This is a genomic window from Oceanobacter sp. 4_MG-2023, assembly GCF_030689165.1.
In the GTDB taxonomy this organism is placed as follows: domain Bacteria; phylum Pseudomonadota; class Gammaproteobacteria; order Pseudomonadales; family Oceanobacteraceae; genus Oceanobacter.
In genome coordinates, this window is record NZ_JAUYVV010000035.1 from 1 (window position 1) to 20579 (window position 20579).

Sequence of the window (20579 nt, forward strand, 5' to 3'; positions counted from 1 at the left end):
TCAGGCCTGCAAGTCGGCTTCGTGATTCGAAACCATCCGGTAGCCCAGAGTGAGCACCGGATTAAATAGATGCCCCCGGCAGTTCGTGCCGTCGATTCAGGATGGGTCTTCTCGCGTAACGATTGCCGTGCTTGAGACTCCGCCACAGTATAAGCCTCAGGATAACAATATGGCTTAAATGCAGCCTTATTATATTGTCGAAAAATATCACCCAGGTGGCGATGGCGTACGGCTTCGTTAATATGGGGCGTTTTGCCCGGCAGTACCGTGATTACCTTGGGGAATTACCCTCTGAAACCGTGCGTCAGAGCCGATAAATCCTCCCGTTCTGAATGTATTCCGCTGCTGCTGAATCCGTCGCCCGGTGTGACGGTATTTGGGGACTGTAGGTAATGGGCCGGTGCTTGGCTGGCAGGTGCTGGGGCGTTAATGACGTTGCTGTAACTGCGGATTCTGGATCGAGTGGCGCTGGATATACACCGTCACGGCCTGACTGCGCAAAATTTCCTGACCACTGGCGTTATTGATAACGGCTTCCAGTGTGTGCTGGCCGCGCACCAGCTGGTTGATCGGCAAGCTGTTGTCGCGTCCGGATGTCACCGGTTTGCCATCGACCAGCACCACAAAGGTATCTGAGGCCCGTAATGCTGGCAGGGCGTCGATCACGATGTTCAGGCTGGCGGCGAGTCCGGTGGGGATATTGTCCTGATTACCGGGGCTGAGAATTTTCAGGTGAGTGTAAAACTGTCCGGCTTGGGCAGTGGTTTGGGTCTGGCTGGTGGAGGTGGCCGACGGCGCAACAAAGGCGGGGACGGTGGGCAACTCTTCCACTTCGTGGGGTTCTGAGCCTTCACTGACGCGGTCACTGAACACCAGGTTGCCTTCCGCATCCCGGGATACATGCACCTGGGTGGCGGCAAAGGCATGGCTGGTGGTCAGACAGAACAGGCATAACAGCCGGGTCATCACAGAACGTCGAAGGAATATCGGGCGCATGAGGGAGTCTGTACTCTGTCATTGTGTAGGTTTGGTGACAGCTTACCCGAGTTTTTGCGGCAAGGGTGAATGATGTGCAGCACTGGAATTCATCGTTATGCTGCAGGCGTTGAAATTGTGAACTGGTTAAACAGGAAGACAGATGATCGGATTGATTCAGCGGGTTGCTCACGCCAGTGTGGCGGTGGATGGTGAAGTGGTTGGCGAGATCGGTGCAGGGTTGTTATTGCTGCTGGGAGTGCAGCCAGACGATACCACGGCGACAGCAGACAAGTTGTTGCACAAGGTGCTGAATTATCGGGTGTTCAGTGATGATCAGGGGCGCATGAATCGCAGCCTGTTGGCTGCAGGGGGGCAATTGCTGGTGGTGTCGCAGTTTACTCTGGCAGCGGATACCGGACGCGGCTTGCGCCCGGGTTTTTCAACCGCCGCGCCTCCGGCATTGGCGGAATCCCTGTACGATTATTTTGTCGCAGAGGCGGGGCAGTGTGTTCATACTGCCAGCGGCCGGTTTGGTGCTGATATGCAAGTGGCGTTGACCAACGATGGCCCGGTCACTTTTTGGCTGAATGTTTAACCCTGTCATTTTTTGAGGACCTTATGGATTACTCTGCAATAAAACACGCTCACGCCGGTCTGGCTTATTTGTCGGCCTTGTTGTTTCTGGTTCGTTTCGGTCTGGCGTATGCCCAGTCCGGGGTGATGAAAAACAAACTGGTTAAAATCCTGCCGCATGTGATCGATACCATCTTGCTGGTGTTTGCTATCTGGCTGTGTGTGCTGATTGGCCAATACCCGATTGTGGATGGCTGGTTGACGGGCAAGGTGATCGGGCTGGTGGTGCTGATTGGTGCCGGTGTGGTGGCGATTCGCCAGCGCAATATTCCGGCGGCTGTGCTGACCCTGGCAATGTATGGCTATCTGATCGGGGTGGCAAAGAGTCATAACCTGTTGTCGTGGCTGGCCTGATATTGCTGGCTTGATATTGCCTGATTGCAAAAGACTTTTACGGCTGGGGATATGGCTTGGATTCTGACGGCGCAGGCGCTTTACTGACTCATTGATCTCACATTGTACCGTCACTGTCATCTGATCGGACACGGGCGGTTGCACGGAGCTGTCCATGAGTAAATCCGATTCTGTCTTATCTACCGCCCGTACGGCGAGCGCCCCTTCCATTGTGGGTGGCGGCCCCAAAAAAGTTTTGTATACCTTGCAGACCGTGGGTCGTATTGGCTTGCTCAATTCTGCCAAGGCACTCAAAAGCCACAATGCCTGCAAGGCTTGTGGTCTGGGGATGGGAGGGCAGCATGGCGGCATGACCAACGAAATGGATGAATTTCCGTCGGTCTGCAACAAGAGTATTCAGGCCCAGTCAACGGATATCCAGCCGCCAATACCAGAGGCTGTTTTTCAGCATACGCTGGAGGATTTCCAGCAACTGAGCCGTTATGAGCTGGAACATCTTGGCCGTTTGAATACGCCGTTGTTCAAACCCGCTGACAGTGACCAGTATCAGGTGCTGAGCTGGGAGTCGGCATTTGAGCGTATTGCCGAGCGTATGCAGGCAACCCCTGCGGAGCGCAGTTTTTTCTATTCCTCCGGGCGTTCGTCCAACGAGGCCGGTTTTGTGTTGCAGTTGCTGGCACGATTATCGGGTACCAATAATGTTTCCAACTGTTCGTATTACTGCCATCAGGCGACCGGTGTTGGTCTGCAATCCACGGTGGGTTCGTACACTGCCACCGTGGAGCTGGAGGATCTGGTGGAGTGTGATCTGGTGGTGCTGGTGGGAGCCAATCCGGCATCCAATCACCCGCGTTTGATGCATAAGCTGATGGCCCTGCGTGAACGTGGCGGTCATGTGGTGGTGGTGAATCCGGCCAAGGAATCCGGGCTGGTGAAGTTTGCTGTACCCAAGAGCCCCCGTTCCATGCTGAAAGGCGGCAGTGAAATTGCCTCCGAGTATTTGCAGCCCACAGTGGGGTCGGATATCTGGTTGTTGTACGGCATTGCCAAATCCCTGCTGCAACAGGGGCTGATGGACGACGCCTTTATTCAGGCGCATACCGAAGGCAGTGACGCCTTTCTGACGCTGGTCGCGGCTTTGGGCTGGGCTGAAATTGAAGAGACAACCGGTGTTCCCCAGGCTGATATCGACCGGATTGCGGCTTTGTACGGGCGTTCGGAAAAAGCAATTTTTGCCTGGGGCATGGGGGTAACGCACCACACCCATGGTGCCGATACGGTGGAAGCCATCGCCAATCTGGCCTTGTGCCGGGGTATGGTTGGCAAGCCGGGGGCCGGACTGTTGCCGCTCAGGGGCCACAGCAATGTCCAGGGGATCGGCACCATCGGGGTAAAACCGGTGTTGCCCGAACAGGTGTTTCAGGCACTGGAGGAAGAGTTGAACGTGCGGCTGCCAACCGAGCCGGGTCTGGATACGCTGGCCAGCCTGGAGCAAGCCCATGCCGGAGAGATGGATCTGGCGGTTATGCTGGGTGGCAATCTGCTGGATGCGACGCCAGATACACGCTGGGCCAGAGAGGCACTCGACCGGGTCAAGACCAAGGTATTCCTGACCACCACGTTAAACTGGGGGCATGTCTCCGGGATGGAAAACAGCGAAGCCTTTGTATTGCCTGTCGCGGCCCGGGATGAAGAATTTGAACCCACCACACAAGAGTCGATGTTTAACTTTGTGCGCTTGAGTGATGGTGGCATTATCCGGTTGGATAACGTTAAGTCCGAAAGCAGCATTTTGCTGGAAATGCTCAAGCGCGGTGTGCGTCAACCGGGCCTGAATCTGACCTCGATCGAGTCTCATCAAGGGGTGCGGGAATGTATTGCGCGGGTGATTCCGGGTATGGCTGGTCTGGCGGATATCAGTGACAGTCAGCGGGAGTTCCATATTCCCAACCGGCTGATCAAAACGCCGGAGTTTGCGACCAGCAGCGGCAAGGCTCACTTCCAGACCCATTCATTGCCGGATCTGGCAAGGGCGGCTGAGTTTCCGTTTGCTCTGATGAGTGTGCGCAGCGAGGGGCAATTTAACTCCATTATCTATGAAGAAGCGGACAGCTATCGTGGTACGCCTAACCGCTGGTCGGTATTGATGTCGCCACAGGATATGCTGGAAAAGGGCATCAAACCGCAGCAGAAGGTGACGTTACGTTCCCCTAATGGCTGTATGGAAGCGGTTGAGGTTTACCCGTATGGACTGAGCCGGGGGGCGGTAATGGCCTATTACCCGGAAGCCAATGTGCTGACAGGGATTGAGCGTGACCCCAGAAGTCATACCCCGGCCTTCAAGTCGGTGGCGGTGGCGATAGAGGTGTGACCCGACGACGGTTGATGCAGCAGGGCTGACTCTGCTGCTGATCCAAACCGGGTGCCGATCGGTTGACAGGGTTAAATGGATAACTGTATTCCATTAATGGAATAATCATATTCAGTCGATTGGGCGCAACCCACCTTTGGGTTGTTGCTGCTGATTATGGGTTGTCAATCGTGTAATTGAGGTGTTTTTCTCACAAAAAAGGCACTTTGGTTGCTTCTGGTTCCTTGTCTTTTTCTTTTAAGTTAAAAATCATTATTGTCATAAATAATTAACAAACTGTTGTTATAAGCAGGACTAATTCCATGGCTTTCCGGGCTGGTTTAATAACGTTTATACGTTACTGGCTGCCGGAACCGGCCGATGGAATTAAGCTTATGATGATCACTTATGTAAAACTGCCCTGGCTGGATGTCTCTCAGGCATTTGTCTGTTTCCGGTCATCACGTCGATTACCCGAAAATGGCATCAGAACCGCAGATCAAGTGATTATCGATCATACCCCGTCCACCGTGGCCATGACGGATAATGGCTTGTCGGTGCTCAAGCTGATCAAGGCCCGTAGCTGGCATGAGTACGTCAAGACCCTTTGGGCGCACAGCCGCCTGTTCAAAGAGGTGCAGGGGAATCGTTTATTGACCCGGCTTGGGGTGCACGTCGCCGCCATTCATGAAGTCGGGATCGGGCTGTTACCTGGCAGCCGCTACCGCTATCTCGGTTATTACATTATGGAAGATCTGGCGTCTGTCGGGGCGCAGGAAGTCTTTGAGATGTTCTTGTCCGGCGGACTGACCCCGGAAGAGCGTATCCATTGGCTGGATCTGATTCTGGATGATCTGCGCACCATGCGGGATGCTGGCGTGGTGTTCTCGGATTGTCATCTGAACAACGTTTTTGCTCATCCGCTGAAACAGCATGTGATCTGGATCGATACCGGCGTCACGCGTTATTTTTGCCCCCGAAGCCGAAAATTTGCCCGCAAGTTCAACTATTCCATCCGCCGTTTGGCCGATTACCATGACCAGCACTTGATGCTGACGCTGGAAGAGAAACGCCGCATCCTCGCTCTGCTGTTGCCAGAATAGTACGACCATCGACTACTGCCATTCGGGCCATCCGGCCCTTCACCCGGTTCTATAGTAGCGCTGACCTGCGGCGCTGCTTCACGCAAGATAAGAAGTCACCGAATACAACACATCCATCGCAGGTGGCGATATGTCTTCTTCCAGCCCTGATCCGGCCTCTTACCAAATGCTGTTGCACTGGCTCCTGTTGCTGGGGCTGATGATATTTGTCACCTGGCTGTTACTGGATCTCGGGGTACTGAATACCTTGCTGGCCGCAGATGTCACCCGTATCAGCAGCGTGATTTTACTGGTGTTTGTGGTTGGCTGTGGTCATTGCGGCTATCGCAGCTGGATTCTGACTGCAGAAGCCCTGGCATTGACGCGTCTGCAGCGTGCCTGGCAAGCAGCTCCTTCGCTGGCGTTGGCATCCGAGCCATCCCTGGGCGGTCAGTATTTACAAGAGCTTGGCCCGCTTCAGCAAGACAATGCCCTTGCCGCAGAAATCCTGGCGGAGCGTGTCCGTGGCAGTCATCAGGTCGGCTGGTTTATGACCGGTGTCCTGGTCAAGCTGGGGCTGCTGGGAACCGTGGTCGGCTTTATGCTGATGTTGGGGTCGGTGTCAGGGTTGGAGAATCTGGATACGTCTGACCTGAAAGTCCTGATGCAGCAAATGACCGCCGGTATGGGCGTGGCGATGAATACCACACTGGTCGGGCTGGTTTGCAGTATTTTATTGGGGCTGCAATACCTGCTGCTGGATCGCTCTGCCGACCGTCTGGTGGCTGATGCCGTGACGCTGGGCCAGACCGTGTTATCTAACGACCGTATGAGTGCGAGCTGATGGCGTTGTTTCGTCATAACACACATGCGGACATCGACCCCTTTACCGACTTGCTGTTTAACGCGCTGCTGACCTTTACCTTTCTGTTTCTGGTTGCATTGATCTTGCTGAACCCACCGGCCAGGACCGGCATTGTTGATCCCAAGGCGGAGTTCCTGATTACGGTCAGCTGGCCGGATGGCAATCCCAACGATGTCGATATCTGGGTCTCTGGCCCGGATGGGAAGCAGGTGAGCTACAAACAACCCCAGGCTGGATTGATGCACCTGGACCGGGATGATCGCGGCATGATTAACGATGTTCAGGTGGTGAATGGCGTAGAGGTTCGTAATCCGCTCAATCAGGAAGTGCTGACCATCCGGGGGCGTCCGGCGGGAGAGTACATCGTCAACCTGCATTATTTCAAAACCCAGCAGGGGGTGGACCCGCTGCACTCGTCAGACAGTATCGAAGTGCCTGCGACCGTGTACCTGGCCGAAGTGAATCCAAAAATGAACGTGCTGTTTTACCACACCGAAGTGCTGAGCAAGGAAGGTGATGAAGTGACCGCCTTTCGTTTCACGATTACGCCGGAAGGCAAAGTCACCAATATCAACCAGCTGCAAAAAAGCCTGGTTCGGGGAGAGGATAAATGACGGAAACCCTGTTGCTTTTGGTTTTGGCCTATACCGCGATGGTGGCCTTGCTGGTGCTGGCGTTGATCAGCAGTCACTGGTCGGTGATAGCCAAACTGATGTTGCTGGTACTGGCCTCTGGCTTGTACTGGGGCAGTTATCTGGGCTGGAAAGACAGCCAGGGCTGGCCCGCGAGTGTTGAGGTGCCAGACAAGTTTTTACTGCATTTTGCCGTTATTGAAGAGCCGGACGACAGCGATGGTACTGAGGGAGCGATTTACCTCTGGTTGACTGATTTGTACAAGGATCAGCTGGCGCCCGAACCACGGGCTTATCAGCTGCCGTATGACCAGGAGCTGCACGCCCGGGTTGAAAGTGCCATGCGTCGGGCCAAGGCGGGGAATCTGCAGTTGGGGATAAAAGCGGGTGGTGACGACTTGCCCGAGGTCAAACGCTTCCGCCAGCAGCTGGGAGAGCATCCTCTGGATCTTGAGTTTGTGGCTGTACCTGACCCGTCACTACCGGAAAAATAGGAGTCACAATGCGTAGCCTGCGGTTGTTTCGGTATCTGTGTTTTTATGGATCGGCTCCTGATGTTGGGTCCGGGCGATTGTCGGTCTTGTTGCCCGGGTTGATAACTGCGCTGCTGGCGGGGTGCGGCCAGGCTCCGGCCAGTGATGACTATTTCCCGTTGCAGCCCGGCTGGCACTGGCACTATCAAGTGACCGAAGCGCGCCAGCAGCAACGCAGTGTCCATCGCTTTGAGGTGACAACCCGGCGTATCGATACCCCGGTTGAGCTGGCAGAGGTGATGGCTACTCCACAGATGGTGGTTCGTCATACCAGTGACGGTACGGATTATTATCTGTTGCGGGATCTCAGCGGAACCTATCGTGTGGGCAAGCGTACCCTGATTGAAAAAAAACCTCGTCTTGATGCCGAGCCGGTGCTGGTGATGCCACCTCCGGATGAACTGGAGCAGGGCATCAGCTGGAATCAGACCACCCGACCGTATGTACTGCACAGTACCCAAAGCCATGTGGCCTGGAATCAAGGCAATAATGAATTTGTTATGACTTACGAAGTGGCCGAAACCGGCCTGGTACTGAGCACTCCGGCAGGGGAGTTCCAGCATTGTATCCGGATTGAGGGGCGTGGCCGGATTGGGTTGTACGCTGACCCGCGGCTGGGTTATCAGGAGGTTGAGGTGGTGCAGTCTGAATGGTATGCCCCCGGTGTTGGCCTGATACGTCTGCAGCGTGAAGAACCAATGGACCTTGAGATGTTTCAGGGTGGCAGTCTGACGTTTGAGCTGATTGAGTTACAGAGGCCCTGACATTCCGGGGTCTTGGGTCCGGGAAGCTGGAGTTTGGGAAGCTGGAGTTTGGGAAGCTGGAGTTTGGGAAGCTGGAGTTTGGGAAGCTGGAGCTTGAGGTCTGGATGTTTATTTCAGCTGGGGTCTTGCCATTAATAAGACGATCGGTCTAATATTGGGCATGAACATTATCAAGACACCCGATTCCTCACCCGCTCCAGCTTCTCGCCGTCGTGGTCGACCACCCAAAGATGGCCGCAGCGTCAGCGAGACCCGCGCCTTATTGGTGCGCAGCGGCGTAGACGTACTGACCGAGCAGGGCTTTACGGCCACCGGTATCGATCAGGTATTAAAACGGGTCGGAGTGCCAAAAGGTTCTTTCTACCATTTTTTTGCCAGTAAAGAAGCCTATGTGGCGGCGGTGGTTGAGAGTTACGGGCAGTATTTTGACCGGGTGCTGGCACGCAGTTTTAACAACGATGCCCTGACGCCATTACAGCAACTGGAAGACTTTACCGATGGTGCCATGAGCTGGATGGAGCGGCATCAGTATCGTAATGGCTGTCTGGTTGGCAACTTGGGGCAGGAAGTAGGTCAGCTGCCCGACAGTCTGCGCCAACCGCTGCAGAATATTCTGGCGGGTTGGGAGCAGCAGTTACAGCAATGTCTGCAACGGGCGCAGCAAGCCCAGCTGATTGCGGCCAACGCGGATTGTGTGATGCTGGCCCATGTTTTCTGGGTTGGTTGGGAAGGTGCGGTAATGCGTGCCCGGCTGGAAGGCAGCACCCGGCCGCTGCGTTTTTTTCGAGACTGGTTTCTGTGGTCGATTCGCAGGCCAGCGGTGGATGCCTGAGGCAAACCACCACGATAACGATCGTCGCTTGCCGGTTGGCGAGGGCGATATCAACCATCCTTGCTCAGGGAGTTGCTGGGCAAGCGCTGGTATTTTTTATCATTATTAAAAGACGATCGGTCTAAATTAACCAAACACACCGGCAGCGCCGGATGGAGACTCTGATGTTCAAGGCAATCCAGATCAATAAGGACGACCAAGGCTATCGTGCCGAGCTGACACAGCTGGACGACAGTGCATTACCCGAAGGGGATGTAACGGTCAAAGTGCATTATTCCACGCTTAACTACAAAGATGGCCTGGCGCTTACGGGCAAGGCTCCGGTCGTGCGCCGTTTTCCTTTGACTCCCGGTATCGACCTGGTCGGCACGGTGGAGTCCTGCAGCAGCGAGGCTTTTGCTGTCGGTGATACGGTGCTGTTAAACGGCTTTGGGGTCGGGGAAGTGCACAGTGGTGGTCTGGCGCAGCGAGCACGACTGAACAGCGACTGGCTGATTCCTCTGCCAGAGGGCTTGTCGGGTCAGCAGGCAATGTCGATTGGTACTGCGGGTTATACCGCCATGTTGTGTGTGCAGGCTTTGCAACGTAACGGCGTGACACCGGATCAAGGGGATATTCTGGTTACCGGTGCCAATGGCGGTGTAGGCAGTTTTGCCATTGGTTTGTTGTCGCGTCTGGGGTATCGGGTGATTGCTTCGACCGGCCGTCCAGAGGAAGCGGATTATCTGAAACAGTTGGGCGCTGCCGATATTATTGAGCGGCAGTTGCTCTCAGAGCCGGGCAAACCGTTGCAGAAAGAACAATGGGCCGGGGCGGTGGATTCGGTAGGCAGTCATACCCTGGCGAATGTACTGGCCGGCACTCGTTATGGCGGTACCGTGGCGGCGTGTGGCCTGGCTCAGGGTGCAGACCTGCCTGCGACGGTGATGCCCTTTATTTTGCGGGGGATCACTCTGGCTGGTGTCGACAGTGTGATGCGGCCAAAAGCCGATCGTTTGGCGGCCTGGAAGCAACTGGCGGAGCTGGTGGATGCTGAGATGCTGGCGGGTATTACACGGGAAATTGGCCTGGAACAGGTGATCGAGACAGCCTCCGATTTGCTGGCGGGTAAAGTGCGAGGCCGGATTGTGGTTGCACTGGACTGATGGTGACTGGCCCGGGTATCTCCCCGGTGCCGTTTTCTGTGCTGTCTTGAGTGTTGTATCGAATGTTGTCCCGGCGTTGGCTGGCCATTGCGCTTAGCGCGGCGGGTCGACCCGGTGACTGACACTGCTGTTTAAACGAAACCAACCGGCAATACTGTAACGGTGCCGGTTGGCTGCCAGTACTTCGTGCGGAAATTCTTCGCTTAAAAAGGTCACCAGAGTGCCAAACTGCGGCAACAGCCGAGAGCGCACGGTGTCATTTTCCTCATCGCCATAAATCAGTAATTCCCCACCTTCGTCTGCCTGCCAGTCCGGATTGAGATACAACACGGTACTGAGCACCCGGTTGGACTGGCCAATAAAGGCGTCCTTGTGCTTCTGATAAAAATCCCCGGGGCGGTAATGGGAAAAATGGCATTCATAACTGAACAGCCCTAACAGCAAGGTACGGTTGAGGTGTTGCTGCAGCTGCGCCATAAAGTCGAGCCAGGCTTTTTCTGCCGGGTTTTCCTGGGTCAGCCAACGAATCCGGTCACGGCGAATCTGGCGATTCAGCTGGTGCGCCTGTTCGCGCCCGGTGCCGGCCAATTGCAGCTTTTGTTCGCCCAGGTTCATTACCCGGGTGCGCAGTTGCTGTGACAGTTCGGCCAGCGGTGTGAGTGGCAGTTGCAAGTCAAAGGGTTGGCAGACCGCCAGGCCATTGCTCAACAGTTGCTCTTCAATATATTGGAACAAAGGGGTATTCAAAATGGAGGAGGGGACTCAGTGGTTGCTGCGGAGGAGGAATAGGTCGGGGCACCGATAGTGGCCTTGTGCCCAGGCAAACACCAGCAAATTATTCTTCTCGAGAAGATGGCAAAAATTCGCTTTTCATTGTTCGCATCTCTGGATAAATCACGCAATTGATACGGTGTCTCGCGTTATTAACCCAAGGAGGTCCCCATGCGCCCGTCTACCCATGAATCTGATATTGATCGCGATAACGATGAGGATATGCCTCCGCGGCGCTTGCGTCATCGTAGTGAAGATTACGAACGTAAAAAGCGTCGGGCTGAGGCGATTCTGGAGCACAAGATGCTGGAAGAACTGCTCGGTTTTGATATCGATTTTGCGGATTAGTCCGGGATGCCGTTCGATTCTGGACGGCATTGTTGATGATGCTTTCTGATTGATTGATTGTTTTTGCCAGGATATCCCATGATCTCACCTGCTTCCCTGACTGGCCTGTCGTCTGTCGCAGCGTCCTCAGCGTCAGTATCTCTGCCAGCGCCCCTGCTGGATATTATCAAAAGCCTGATTCGCAGCTCGTCGGTCGTGGGGGCTGAGCACTCGTTTTTCCGGGTGTTACAACGGGAGCTGGAGGACCGCGGCGCTCGTGTGACCTGGTATGAGGGCTTGTTGGTCGCCCAGGGCAATAAACCGGACTCGCTGATGTTCTCGGCTCATATTGATCGTCACGGCCTGATATGCACTGGCCCGAATGAGTTCCAGTACGCGGCTTTTGTCTGTGGCGGGCGTTCGGATCTGTTGGGCAATTCGGTATCGGAAGAACTGATGTTGCAGATAGTTGACCGCTTTGTGAACGAAGGCGTGTTCGCTTATGACCCATGGTCGGGAGCGTATCGGGGGCAGGGCACTATTCGTAATGCCTATATTTGCCCTTATCGTAATAACCTGATTTTTGAGCTGGATGGTATGTCGCATCTGGTGGCCGGGACGCCGGTTGCGTTCCAGGATAGATTACGGATAGCACAGGGCCGTTTGTATGGTCAGCTGGATAATGTGCTGACGGCGGCGATGCTGGTGTATTTGTTTGAGCTGGGATTCCGTGGCACGGCATTTTTTACTGCCCAGGAAGAAGCCGGCCGCAGCTGGCGGTATTTGCTCGAATGGTTTCGGCGCTTTGGTGGTACAACCAATCAGCTGGTGGTGGTGGATACCAGCCCTTACCCGGATATTGCTGCCGCCAGCCAGCAGCAACTGGTGTTGCGCCACAAGGATGCCAACGCCGGGTTTAATCATGAACTGACCCAGGCGCTGGTCTCGGGTTGTGAGCAACTGGGGCTGAGCTACCGCTTCAAGGATGACTATATTGAACAGCAAAATCGCCAGCTGGCTGCGGCCGGGTTAGCACCCAAATCGTTGGGCAGTACGGAGATGGGACGTATTGTGGCGGCGTCTGGAGGGTTGGTGGATGGCACCACTCTGCAGATTCCAACGACGGGGTATCACACCATGAATGAAAGCGCTGAGCTGGGTAGTGGCCTGGCGTTTGTGCGGTTGTTGTGCAAGCTGGCGGGTTTGTCGTTGCCTTGAGTGGCAAGGTGAATGGTGGAACGAGTGGCGTAATGAGTGGCGTAATGAGTGGTGGCAGACCGGCTTTCCATGACAACAAAGGAAAACCGGGCAGGCCCGTTTCAGCGTAAGCCCAGGCTAGCGGTCCGGCAGGGTGACATTAAGTTCAAGAATGGATGTCTGGCCATGGTTTTCCAGGTGCACGTTGACGTCTTTGTCGCCGATCTCGACGTATTTCCGAATCACCGCCAGTATTTCCCGTTCCAGCTGGGGCAGGTAGTCGGGGCCATTGTTACGTAAGCGGTCGTGGGCAACCAGCACCCGCAACCGTTCTTTGGCAACGGATGCGGAGCTGGTGTCGTCTTTTCGGAATCGTTTTAACAAACTCATATCAACCTCCAAAAACCCGTTTCAGGAAGCCTTTTTTCTGCTTTTCAAGAAAACGGTGTGGGCGATCTTCGCCGAGGTAGCGGGCAACGGAGTCGGCATAGGCCTGACCGGCATCGCTGTCGCTGTCGTGCACAACCGGCACGCCCTGGTTGGAAGCTTTGAGCACGGCTTCAGACTCTGGGATCACTCCCAGTAACGGGATGGCGAGGATGTCTTCGACATCGGTGACGGAGAGCATTTCTCCACGCTCAACCCGCTCCGGGTTGTAACGGGTCAGCAGCAAGTGTTCCTTGACTGAGCCGCCTTGTGCGGCGACACGGGACTTGCTTTGCAGAATACCAATAATGCGATCCGAATCCCGTACCGAAGAGACTTCCGGGTTGGTGACAATAATGGCTTCTTCCGCAAAATAGAGCGCCATCTGGGCTCCGTGCTCGATTCCGGCAGGTGAGTCACAGATAATAAATTCAAAGGTTTCTGCCAGCTCATTGAGCACTCGTTCGACGCCTTCCAGGCTCAGTGCATCCTTGTCTCTGGTTTGTGAGGCGGGCAGCACGTAAAGATTGTCGAGTCGCTTGTCTTTGATCAGGGTTTGGGACAAGGTGGATTCACCCTGGATCAGGTTAACAAAGTCGTACACAACCCGGCGCTCACAGCCCATGACCAGATCGAGATTACGCAGGCCCACATCAAAATCGATCACAACGGTTTTGTGGTTCTGCATGGCCAATGCTGCTGCAAACGCAGCGCTGGTGGTTGTCTTTCCTACTCCGCCTTTTCCGGAGGTCACCACGATTATTTTTGCCACGGTATTCATCCTGCCAATTTGGTTATTTATCCGAGCCGGTGAGGGTTAAGTGGTCATCAACCAGCCGGACCAGCACGCTGCTGTTTTTTAAGGGGTGATCGTCTTCAAATAATTGGTACTGGCCAGCAATAGCGACCAGCTGGGCATCAAATTGTAAACAGCTGATCATTGCGTCCGGATTACCCTTGACGCCTGCCAGTGCCTTGCCGCGCAACCTGCCCATAATCTGTATATCACCGGTTGCCAGTACTTCTGCACCGGGGCTGATGGTACCCATTACGATCAGGTCGCCATCAAAATAAAGCTGCTGACCGGAGCGGACATTGCTGTTGTGCACTTTAATCGCTCGGGCGGGGATCGTCTGTGCTTCCAGTCCCAGGCCGCGGGTTTTCTGCTCACTGACGGCCTGTTCCGCCTCTGCTGGCACTGCCGCTGGTTTTTGCCGCACGGTTTTGACCGATGAGTGGCCAAAATCTGCCAGGCACAAGGCTTTGCAGGCCGCTTGCCAGGCTTCCGAGCTGTAGCGCACACCTACAGGAACAAGTCCATGTTGGCGCAGTAATGTGGTAAGACTGGCCAGACTGGTGTGTTCCGGGTCCAGCTCCTGTAAGGAGATCAGACAAGGAAGCCCCTGGAACAAGGCCGGAGCTTCTGATCGCCGGCGTTGCAAGTCGGCACTGATGACGTCTGGCTCGGTGCTGTGAAATGTCAGCGTGGTCAGTGGCGTCATCCCGGTTTTCATATCCAGAACAGGCGCAGTCATACTATTTTGTTCTCAACGGGAAGTGTTCAAAACGAACGGCTTCCATACCATGATGTTGTAACTGGCGGATGTTCTGGTGGCTGTCGCCGTCCGGGCTGGCCAGAACATCACGATAATGCTCACCAAAACAGCGTAATGTCTGTTCGGTGGTCAGCTTCAGCAGGCTGGCCAATGCCAGTACCCGGCATGATCCCTGGTTTTGGTCGCTGCTGTTGTCCAGCGCTCCGTTGGTAAAGGCGGAGGCGGAAAAAACATAGTGCTTGTCAATATAGTCCAGAGTTTCAGAGAACGGATGGTCATTATTCTCTATCCGGGTTAAAAATATTTCTGTTGCCTGGTTATCGTTGTTCACTTTAGGTTCCTTTTTTTAACCCTGTCAGGCTAACACCGGTTGACGCTGTTCGCCACGCTGCTGACTGGCTCGTCCCCTGATTTATGGCCTGGTTAGCGCTACGATTGAAGTATTCCCCTGATGACCTGTATTTGATACTGTATGTATGTACAGTTTAGGGGTTGTGCTATGGAAATGTCTCCACGTCAGATACTGCATATCGATTGTGATTGTTTTTTTGCCGCTATCGAAATGCGCGATCAGCCCCATCTGCGCGACCGGCCGTTGGCGGTAGGGGGCGACCCTGCCAGACGCGGTGTGATTTCAACCTGTAATTATAATGCAAGGCGCTATGGGGTTCGATCGGCCATGGCGTCTGCCCATGCGTTTCGTTTGTGTCCGGAACTGGTGTTGTTACCGACGGATATGCCGCGTTATCGGCAGGCATCGCAGCAGATTATGGCCATTATGCGACCGTATGCGCGAGTGTTTGAGCAGGTCTCTATCGATGAGGCTTATCTTGAATTGACGGCGGCTGACGATGCGCGTGGAGTTGCTGAGGCGATTCGTTACGAAGTGGCGTGTCAGGTGGGTGTGACGGTGTCGGCAGGTATTGCGCCTAACAAGTATCTGGCCAAAATTGCCAGTGATTATAATAAGCCAGACGGTATCTGGCAGATTGCCAACACTGAGGTGGCGGCGTTTGTCGAGTCATTACCGGTGTGGAAAATTCCCGGTGTGGGGCCGAAACTGAGCGAGCGACTGGCGGCGGATGGTTTGTCTGTCTGTGCCGATTTGCAGGGGCTGTCTATGGCGCATCTGATTCATCGTTATGGTCGTATGGGGGCGGTGCTGTACGAACGTTGTCGCGGTATTGATCACCGGCCTTTGCGGGAAGTGCGAGAACGCAAGACGGTCAGTGTGGAGCAGACGTTCCATTACGATTTGACCAGTGAGGCAGAATGTTTACAGCAGTTGCCGGATTTGTGGCAGCGCTGGCAGCAACGAGTGGCAAATGCCGGTTGGCAGGCCGACGAGCTGGCACCGTTTGTGAAAGTCAAGTTTGCTGATTTTACCCAGACCACCATGGCTGATAACGATATGGCAGCCGATCTGAAAGGGTTTGCTGCGCTGATTGCCAGCGCCATGCGTCGACAGGACAAACGGGTGCGCCTGTTAGGTATTGGTGCCCGGTATTGTGGGGGTGATCCGGCCCAGGGGCGTTTGTTCTAGGGCTGGCTGTTGCCGGTTCAGGCAGCCTGTCTGATCGGTTTTCAGTAAATAATAAAAGCAAACATTCCGGCAGGCCAAATGGCGAGCGAGCCATAACTGATCGACATGCCGAGAGAAGCACCCACCAATACGTCGGTCGGGTAGTGCATCCCCAGAATCACCCGGGACAGTGCCACCAACAAGGCAAACGGCGCGACCATCCAGAACAGTACCGGGAAGAAAAAGCAGAGTAATACCGCGAAGTTTACGGCATTCATGGTGTGACCTGAGGGAAAGCTGTACAGGTCCAGCGGGGCGGTATGGGCCTGAATGGCATCAAACGAAATAAACGGCCGCTGGCGTACCAGGCGGTTTTTCAGCTGACTGTAGACGCCAACACACAACAAGCCGGTGATGGCTATATGGCCCAGGACGGCCAGTCCTTCGATACCGAACAGCAGAGGCAATAACAGTCCGAGTGAATACCAGAATACACCGTCACCGGCGCGACTGATGCCTTTGAAAAACAGCCGTACGCTGCGGTTGTATCCCATTCTGTTCATAAGCTGACACAGGCTCAGCTCTAGATGATCGGCTTTACTGAACAGTAGCGCTGTCTTTGGCTGTAACTGTTTTGCGATTGCCATTAGGGGTTACCTTGGTATTGGCGCTGTTAAGGCGCTGGATAAACTCGTCCACTATGCTGTTCCATGAAATTGTTTCTGCACGTGAGCGAGCTTGCTGACGAATTTTTTGCAGTAAATTCGGACTGTCGGAAAGAATCTCGACTTGCTGGATATAGGTTTCATCTTCACCAAATGGCGCGAGCATGCCGGTCAGGCTGGAGGTGATATGTTCATGTCCGGCGGCATAATCAAAGCTGACCACGGCCAGACCACTGGCCATGGCTTCGGTAACAACGTTGCCAAACGTATCGGTTTTGCTCGGGAACAGAAAGATATCGCCACTGGCATAGTGTGTTGCCAGGTCATCGCCGCGACGCATGCCACAGCAGATAATTTCCGGGTACTGGGCGCGGATGCTCTGTAATTCAGGGCCATCGCCAACCAGTACCATACGTACCTGCTCATCGCTGTTGAGCAGGCGACGATAGGCCGCCAGTGCCAGGTCCATGTTTTTTTCACCGGCGATGCGGCCGACGTAAAGTAGCACCAGATCCTGTTCACCCACTCCCCAGGAGCGTCGCAGGGCAGCGCTGCGATGGCAAGGATTGAACTTCTGGCTGTCGACGCCACGAGATAATACCCGCACGTTGTGGAAGCCATGGGCGTCCAGTTCATCCCGTTGGCTGCGGGTAGGAACCAGCGTGGTCGCGGTCAGATTATGAAAGTAACGCAGATAACGATAGGCCAGTTTTTCCAGTCCAGCCAGGCGGTAGTGCTCGATGTACTGATGAAAATTGGTGTGGAAGCCGCTAATGACAGCCACTCCGGTTTTATGGGCTGCTCGCACGGCGGCCCAGCCCATCGGGCCTTCGGTGGCCACATAAATCACATTGGGGGCAAAATCCTTCAGGGCGGAAGAAATACGGCCAATCAGGGGAACGCCAAACTTGAGCTCTTTATAGCCGGGTAATGGCATACCGGGCAGCAAGGTTGTGTGCAGGTCATGAGTGTTGACCGGTTGTTCATGACGGTATTGCCGAGGACGGATGATCTGCACCTGGATACCACGTGCACGCATGCCTTCAACCAGTTGCGACAGAGTATGTGCAACGCCATTGATCTCCGGAGCAAATGTTTCAGTCACAATGGTGACGCGTTGGATAGGTGCAGTCATGGTGCCATTAGTTCGCTACATATGACTCTTTACTTTGGGGGGACTGTGTGACAGTTCTTTTTCAGCTCCGTGACATTCGGGTGAAGGCGGTGCTTGCAGAAGGGGGGGCGGGAAGAATCGGGTCTGGGCTGAACCATCAAGCCTTGTTTGTCGCAAAAAAATCTATCACAAAAAACGGTAACCGGCCTGGACCAGTACCAGGCGCATGACGTCCAGTTCTGCCTGGGTGAATTGGCGTTGGTTGCCACAGTGTTGGCAGGTGATCAGCGCCAGTGATCTGAGTTCGACCAGTGCGATGGGAGTGTCGGTATTACATTCATCACAGGTGACAGGAATTTCCGTCTCTGCAGGCAATATGGTACTCATCTTGTTTCCAGTAATTGCTCGACATGCTCGGCGATGGCTAATGCCGAGGTCAGCCCCGGACTCTCTATCCCTAACAGATGCCAGGCGGGTGATGTGGCGGGGCCACTTCGCTGAAAAACAAAGTCGGCCGCGGTGTTGCCTGGGGCACTCAGCTTGGGGCGAATACCTGCGTATGCGGCCTGTAGCTGGTTTTCATCCAGTGCGGGCCAGTAGCGGCGTATGGCGGCGGCAAAGGGGCGACGTAAATGCTCACTGACATGGTAGCGCTCAGGACTGGAGGCTGCTTGCGGATCAAGATATTCGACATCCGGGCCAAAGCGCAGTTGTCCGGCCAGATCCAGGGTGGCATGAACACCGAGGCCGGCGAGGCCAGGCTCAGGCAAAGGATAAACCAGATGCCGGAATGGGCTTTTGCCCTGGTAGCTGAAGTAATGTCCACGGGCCGGAAACAGTACCGGCGGCGTGTTATTGCGTTCGGCAGTCTGGCTTCCGTTATGGCGGTGGGCATCACTATTTGTATCTGCGGTATTGGTACCAGCATCTATCGTGGCCATCAGCGCAACCGCCTCTAATCCGGCGGCGTTAATCAGTGTCTGGCAATGAATGGTGGTCGGGCCATCGGAGGTGTTGATAGTAACGGCCCAGGCATCACCATGGTTGTGTGCGGATGTCATTTGGCTGCGGCAGACCAACAGCGCACCGGCTTGCTCAGCCTGGTGCTGCAAGGCCTGCATAAACCGGTGACTGTCGATGATCCCGGTTTCCGGTGACCAGAGCGCAGCCGCAGCGGCAACGTCCGGTTCCATTTGATGTAGCTGGTGGCGGTCCAAACGTTGTAATGGAATGGCAAGGCGCTGGGCTGTGTGTTCCAGTCGCTGCAGTTCCGGGTGGTCATTGGTTGGACTGACAATCAGCTTGCCGATTTTCTGGTGGGGAATGTCGAACTGCTGACAGAATTGATAGGTCAGGGCGCGTCCGCGCAGACACAGGGTTTCTTTCAGGGAGCCTGGCGGGTAATACAGGCCGGCATGAATCACTTCGCTGTTGCGGCTACTGGTTTCACTGCCAATCAGGTCGGCTTGCTCCAGTATCAAGACGGAGTAACGCCGGGACAATTGTCTGGCCAGTGCCAGACCGATCACACCTGCGCCAATAATGCATATATCGAAGTCTGGAGTCATTGGATCGGCAGTACCTGTACTGAGAGTCTGGCGGTTGCTAAAATGTGCCCCCCGATTTTTACCATAGCTGCGGAGAAGGTAACACTGATGAATATCAGTCACGTTGAGAATGCAGGGATGGCAATCGGCATTGCCATTTTGATTGGCTTCATGATGTTTATCATCTATGACCTGGCAAAACGCTCAAATGCGGGCAAATTTGGGATGGGTGTGCTGTTCTTTGCACTGGGGCTGGGCATGCTTGGATTTATTATCAAGACGGTGCTGGTCGAAGTGCTTAACTTCTAGGCCTGATTGCCTCTGAATATCATTTTTCCATTGTTGGCATTGCATATGCAGTAGTTCTGACTGAACTTATTGTAGCGAATCGCTGACCCGGTCAGCTGGCTGTGTTAAACGGAGGAGAAATGGAAGCTGCACAAAGGCTGGGCAAGCCAGAGGACATTATGTTTGCCCGGATTCCAGAGGAATTCATCACATCTCGAGGATGGAGTGTGAAGCTGGTTCAGGTACCTGCCCGACATAATAGCGGGGACGTATCTGACGAGGAAACGATGGCCAAAATACATCTGCTGGCAGAAAACCTGCTGCCAACGGCCGTACATATGGCAAATTTTTATCATCTGCCCAAAGGTCAGTGGCTGAACCTGGTGTATACCGATACACGTTCCAGCATGGATGAAAATTCCAATTTGTTACTTGGATTTTTATCCCGTATTGCCGGGCAACAGGAAGTGTGGGTGCCGCTTGCGGGTAGTCACAGTATGTTACTGAATGTGCTGGGACGGATTTTGCCGCAATTGCAACGGCTGGATTTGTCACGTAACCCACTGTTGTATATTGGTGATTATGCCAATTTCCCTGCTTTCAAGCGTCTCGCCCAGTCCTGTGGAATGCCCATTTTCTGCCAGGCTACTTATTGATCGGATGATCACCTTGTTGCTATACACGCCGCCTGCAGCCTGATGGTTGCTGGCGCTGTATCCTCCCAAACCTTCCCGCTATCCCGCTATCCCGCTATCCCGTGCTATCGCTATATAGTCAGCCATTCGGATGTTCTTCCAGCTCTCTAACAGACCTCTAATCCGGCCGGGTTTGTACAATCGTGCGCAAGATCAGCTGTTGATCAGGTATCCTGATGCACAATGCCTGTAGGGGGCATCTATTTAATCCGGTGCTCACTCTGGCCTACCGGATGGTTTCGAATCACGAAGCCGACTTGCAGGCCTGACGGGTCAAGTCAAAAGTCGGCGACACCGAGTCGA

Annotated in this window: 25 protein-coding genes; 15 read left to right on the forward strand and 10 right to left on the reverse strand. The window is 54.5% G+C overall.

The features are described from left to right. Window positions 1-426: 426 nt before the first annotated feature. On the reverse strand, window positions 427-996 hold the full coding sequence (locus tag Q8W24_RS16120) for a hypothetical protein (RefSeq protein WP_303432527.1): 570 nt from the start codon (window positions 994-996) through the stop codon (window positions 427-429). A 142-nt stretch (window positions 997-1138) separates the two neighbouring features. On the opposite strand from Q8W24_RS16120, the gene dtd reads away from it, so the two are divergent. The 10 genes from dtd to Q8W24_RS16170 all read left to right on the forward strand — a co-directional run bounded on the left by dtd (window position 1139) and on the right by Q8W24_RS16170 (window position 10168). Then, window positions 1139-1573, forward strand: coding sequence for a D-aminoacyl-tRNA deacylase (gene dtd, locus Q8W24_RS16125; RefSeq protein ID WP_303432525.1), 435 nt, complete (start codon window positions 1139-1141; stop codon window positions 1571-1573). Between the two features lie 23 nt (window positions 1574-1596). Beyond that, window positions 1597-1965, forward strand: a complete 369-nt coding sequence (locus tag Q8W24_RS16130; RefSeq protein ID WP_303432523.1) for a SirB2 family protein — start codon at window positions 1597-1599, stop codon at window positions 1963-1965. 154 nt (window positions 1966-2119) lie between these two features. Further along, a complete protein-coding gene (locus tag Q8W24_RS16135) occupies window positions 2120-4336 on the forward strand; it encodes an FdhF/YdeP family oxidoreductase (RefSeq protein ID WP_305475948.1) in 2217 nt (738 codons plus the stop codon). 374 nt (window positions 4337-4710) lie between these two features. Beyond that, on the forward strand, window positions 4711-5418 hold the full coding sequence (locus tag Q8W24_RS16140; RefSeq protein ID WP_303432520.1) for a hypothetical protein: 708 nt from the start codon (window positions 4711-4713) through the stop codon (window positions 5416-5418). A gap of 130 nt (window positions 5419-5548) precedes the next feature. Further along, window positions 5549-6241, forward strand: coding sequence for a MotA/TolQ/ExbB proton channel family protein (locus Q8W24_RS16145; protein WP_305475950.1), 693 nt, complete (start codon window positions 5549-5551; stop codon window positions 6239-6241). Next, window positions 6241-6876 carry a hypothetical protein gene (locus Q8W24_RS16150; protein ID WP_305415196.1) on the forward strand — a complete coding sequence of 212 codons (636 nt, stop codon included), beginning with the start codon at window positions 6241-6243 and terminating at the stop codon, window positions 6874-6876. Before Q8W24_RS16145 ends, Q8W24_RS16150 begins: the two co-directional genes overlap by 1 nt. Continuing rightward, window positions 6873-7388: a hypothetical protein gene (locus Q8W24_RS16155; protein ID WP_303432517.1), complete on the forward strand. Its 516-nt coding sequence runs from the start codon at window positions 6873-6875 to the stop codon at window positions 7386-7388. Before Q8W24_RS16150 ends, Q8W24_RS16155 begins: the two co-directional genes overlap by 4 nt. An 8-nt stretch (window positions 7389-7396) precedes the next feature. Then, complete coding sequence (locus tag Q8W24_RS16160; RefSeq protein ID WP_305475952.1) at window positions 7397-8191, forward strand: hypothetical protein; 795 nt, start codon at window positions 7397-7399, stop codon at window positions 8189-8191. Window positions 8192-8351: 160 nt separating this feature from the next. Further along, complete coding sequence (locus Q8W24_RS16165; RefSeq protein WP_305475954.1) at window positions 8352-9023, forward strand: TetR/AcrR family transcriptional regulator; 672 nt, start codon at window positions 8352-8354, stop codon at window positions 9021-9023. Window positions 9024-9187: 164 nt separating this feature from the next. Beyond that, window positions 9188-10168 (forward strand): MDR family oxidoreductase, encoded by a 981-nt coding sequence (locus Q8W24_RS16170; protein WP_305415201.1) that lies wholly within the window; start codon window positions 9188-9190, stop codon window positions 10166-10168. A 93-nt stretch (window positions 10169-10261) separates the two neighbouring features. On the opposite strand, the gene Q8W24_RS16175 is transcribed toward Q8W24_RS16170, so the two are convergent. After that, window positions 10262-10903, reverse strand: coding sequence for a 2OG-Fe(II) oxygenase (locus Q8W24_RS16175; RefSeq protein WP_303432511.1), 642 nt, complete (start codon window positions 10901-10903; stop codon window positions 10262-10264). Between the two features lie 207 nt (window positions 10904-11110). On the opposite strand from Q8W24_RS16175, the gene Q8W24_RS16180 reads away from it, so the two are divergent. Both Q8W24_RS16180 and Q8W24_RS16185 read left to right on the forward strand, forming a co-directional pair. Continuing rightward, on the forward strand, window positions 11111-11287 hold the full coding sequence (locus tag Q8W24_RS16180; RefSeq protein ID WP_303432510.1) for a hypothetical protein: 177 nt from the start codon (window positions 11111-11113) through the stop codon (window positions 11285-11287). 78 nt (window positions 11288-11365) lie between these two features. After that, complete coding sequence (locus Q8W24_RS16185) at window positions 11366-12484, forward strand: peptidase M42 (RefSeq protein WP_305475957.1); 1119 nt, start codon at window positions 11366-11368, stop codon at window positions 12482-12484. A 117-nt stretch (window positions 12485-12601) separates the two neighbouring features. On the opposite strand, the gene minE is transcribed toward Q8W24_RS16185, so the two are convergent. From minE to Q8W24_RS16205, 4 genes are read right to left on the reverse strand one after another with little or no spacing between them, the layout of a single operon-like run. After that, the gene (gene minE / locus Q8W24_RS16190; protein ID WP_303432508.1) at window positions 12602-12853 is read right to left on the reverse strand and encodes a cell division topological specificity factor MinE; all 252 of its coding nucleotides are present in this window, start codon (window positions 12851-12853) and stop codon (window positions 12602-12604) included. Between the two features lies 1 nt (window position 12854). Beyond that, window positions 12855-13661, reverse strand: coding sequence for a septum site-determining protein MinD (minD, locus tag Q8W24_RS16195; RefSeq protein ID WP_303432507.1), 807 nt, complete (start codon window positions 13659-13661; stop codon window positions 12855-12857). A gap of 22 nt (window positions 13662-13683) precedes the next feature. Next, entirely contained in the window at window positions 13684-14424 is a 741-nt protein-coding gene (gene minC / locus Q8W24_RS16200) for a septum site-determining protein MinC (protein WP_305415205.1), read from the reverse strand. 1 nt (window position 14425) lies between these two features. Next, window positions 14426-14776, reverse strand: coding sequence for a HopJ type III effector protein (locus Q8W24_RS16205; RefSeq protein ID WP_305415206.1), 351 nt, complete (start codon window positions 14774-14776; stop codon window positions 14426-14428). Window positions 14777-14944: 168 nt separating this feature from the next. Between Q8W24_RS16205 and dinB the strand changes: the two genes are divergently transcribed. Then, window positions 14945-15988, forward strand: a complete 1044-nt coding sequence (gene dinB / locus Q8W24_RS16210) for a DNA polymerase IV (RefSeq protein ID WP_305475959.1) — start codon at window positions 14945-14947, stop codon at window positions 15986-15988. Window positions 15989-16029: 41 nt separating this feature from the next. Here the strand turns inward: dinB and Q8W24_RS16215 are convergent, their stop codons facing one another. From Q8W24_RS16215 to Q8W24_RS16230, 4 genes are all read right to left on the reverse strand, one after another. Beyond that, complete coding sequence (locus tag Q8W24_RS16215; protein ID WP_303432502.1) at window positions 16030-16530, reverse strand: phosphatase PAP2 family protein; 501 nt, start codon at window positions 16528-16530, stop codon at window positions 16030-16032. Between the two features lie 34 nt (window positions 16531-16564). Then, complete coding sequence (locus tag Q8W24_RS16220) at window positions 16565-17767, reverse strand: glycosyltransferase family 1 protein (protein WP_303432501.1); 1203 nt, start codon at window positions 17765-17767, stop codon at window positions 16565-16567. A 165-nt stretch (window positions 17768-17932) separates the two neighbouring features. Continuing rightward, window positions 17933-18133 (reverse strand): hypothetical protein, encoded by a 201-nt coding sequence (locus tag Q8W24_RS16225; RefSeq protein ID WP_303432500.1) that lies wholly within the window; start codon window positions 18131-18133, stop codon window positions 17933-17935. Continuing rightward, window positions 18130-19314: an NAD(P)/FAD-dependent oxidoreductase gene (locus Q8W24_RS16230; protein WP_305475961.1), complete on the reverse strand. Its 1185-nt coding sequence runs from the start codon at window positions 19312-19314 to the stop codon at window positions 18130-18132. Before Q8W24_RS16230 ends, Q8W24_RS16225 begins: the two co-directional genes overlap by 4 nt. A gap of 87 nt (window positions 19315-19401) precedes the next feature. Between Q8W24_RS16230 and Q8W24_RS16235 the strand changes: the two genes are divergently transcribed. Together Q8W24_RS16235 and Q8W24_RS16240 are read left to right on the forward strand one after the other, a co-directional pair. Beyond that, the gene (locus Q8W24_RS16235) at window positions 19402-19602 is read left to right on the forward strand and encodes a DUF2788 domain-containing protein (RefSeq protein WP_303432497.1); all 201 of its coding nucleotides are present in this window, start codon (window positions 19402-19404) and stop codon (window positions 19600-19602) included. A gap of 266 nt (window positions 19603-19868) precedes the next feature. After that, on the forward strand, window positions 19869-20237 hold the full coding sequence (locus Q8W24_RS16240) for a hypothetical protein (RefSeq protein WP_303432496.1): 369 nt from the start codon (window positions 19869-19871) through the stop codon (window positions 20235-20237). Window positions 20238-20579 lie beyond the last annotated feature (342 nt).

What these genes read in the sequence shown, in the direction of transcription:
- Q8W24_RS16120 (WP_303432527.1), bottom strand. Translation starts at nt 996, where the DNA reads ATGCGCCCGATATTCCTTCGACGTTCTGTGATGACCCGGCTGTTATGC.
- dtd (WP_303432525.1), top strand. Translation starts at nt 1,139, where the DNA reads ATGATCGGATTGATTCAGCGGGTTGCTCACGCCAGTGTGGCGGTGGAT.
- Q8W24_RS16130 (WP_303432523.1), top strand. Translation starts at nt 1,597, where the DNA reads ATGGATTACTCTGCAATAAAACACGCTCACGCCGGTCTGGCTTATTTG.
- Q8W24_RS16135 (WP_305475948.1), top strand. Translation starts at nt 2,120, where the DNA reads ATGAGTAAATCCGATTCTGTCTTATCTACCGCCCGTACGGCGAGCGCC.
- Q8W24_RS16140 (WP_303432520.1), top strand. Translation starts at nt 4,711, where the DNA reads ATGATGATCACTTATGTAAAACTGCCCTGGCTGGATGTCTCTCAGGCA.
- Q8W24_RS16145 (WP_305475950.1), top strand. Translation starts at nt 5,549, where the DNA reads ATGTCTTCTTCCAGCCCTGATCCGGCCTCTTACCAAATGCTGTTGCAC.
- Q8W24_RS16150 (WP_305415196.1), top strand. Translation starts at nt 6,241, where the DNA reads ATGGCGTTGTTTCGTCATAACACACATGCGGACATCGACCCCTTTACC.
- Q8W24_RS16155 (WP_303432517.1), top strand. Translation starts at nt 6,873, where the DNA reads ATGACGGAAACCCTGTTGCTTTTGGTTTTGGCCTATACCGCGATGGTG.
- Q8W24_RS16160 (WP_305475952.1), top strand. Translation starts at nt 7,397, where the DNA reads ATGCGTAGCCTGCGGTTGTTTCGGTATCTGTGTTTTTATGGATCGGCT.
- Q8W24_RS16165 (WP_305475954.1), top strand. Translation starts at nt 8,352, where the DNA reads ATGAACATTATCAAGACACCCGATTCCTCACCCGCTCCAGCTTCTCGC.
- Q8W24_RS16170 (WP_305415201.1), top strand. Translation starts at nt 9,188, where the DNA reads ATGTTCAAGGCAATCCAGATCAATAAGGACGACCAAGGCTATCGTGCC.
- Q8W24_RS16180 (WP_303432510.1), top strand. Translation starts at nt 11,111, where the DNA reads ATGCGCCCGTCTACCCATGAATCTGATATTGATCGCGATAACGATGAG.
- Q8W24_RS16185 (WP_305475957.1), top strand. Translation starts at nt 11,366, where the DNA reads ATGATCTCACCTGCTTCCCTGACTGGCCTGTCGTCTGTCGCAGCGTCC.
- minE (WP_303432508.1), bottom strand. Translation starts at nt 12,853, where the DNA reads ATGAGTTTGTTAAAACGATTCCGAAAAGACGACACCAGCTCCGCATCC.
- minC (WP_305415205.1), bottom strand. Translation starts at nt 14,424, where the DNA reads ATGACTGCGCCTGTTCTGGATATGAAAACCGGGATGACGCCACTGACC.
- dinB (WP_305475959.1), top strand. Translation starts at nt 14,945, where the DNA reads ATGGAAATGTCTCCACGTCAGATACTGCATATCGATTGTGATTGTTTT.
- Q8W24_RS16215 (WP_303432502.1), bottom strand. Translation starts at nt 16,530, where the DNA reads ATGAACAGAATGGGATACAACCGCAGCGTACGGCTGTTTTTCAAAGGC.
- Q8W24_RS16220 (WP_303432501.1), bottom strand. Translation starts at nt 17,767, where the DNA reads ATGACTGCACCTATCCAACGCGTCACCATTGTGACTGAAACATTTGCT.
- Q8W24_RS16225 (WP_303432500.1), bottom strand. Translation starts at nt 18,133, where the DNA reads ATGAGTACCATATTGCCTGCAGAGACGGAAATTCCTGTCACCTGTGAT.
- Q8W24_RS16230 (WP_305475961.1), bottom strand. Translation starts at nt 19,314, where the DNA reads ATGACTCCAGACTTCGATATATGCATTATTGGCGCAGGTGTGATCGGT.
- Q8W24_RS16235 (WP_303432497.1), top strand. Translation starts at nt 19,402, where the DNA reads ATGAATATCAGTCACGTTGAGAATGCAGGGATGGCAATCGGCATTGCC.
- Q8W24_RS16240 (WP_303432496.1), top strand. Translation starts at nt 19,869, where the DNA reads ATGGCCAAAATACATCTGCTGGCAGAAAACCTGCTGCCAACGGCCGTA.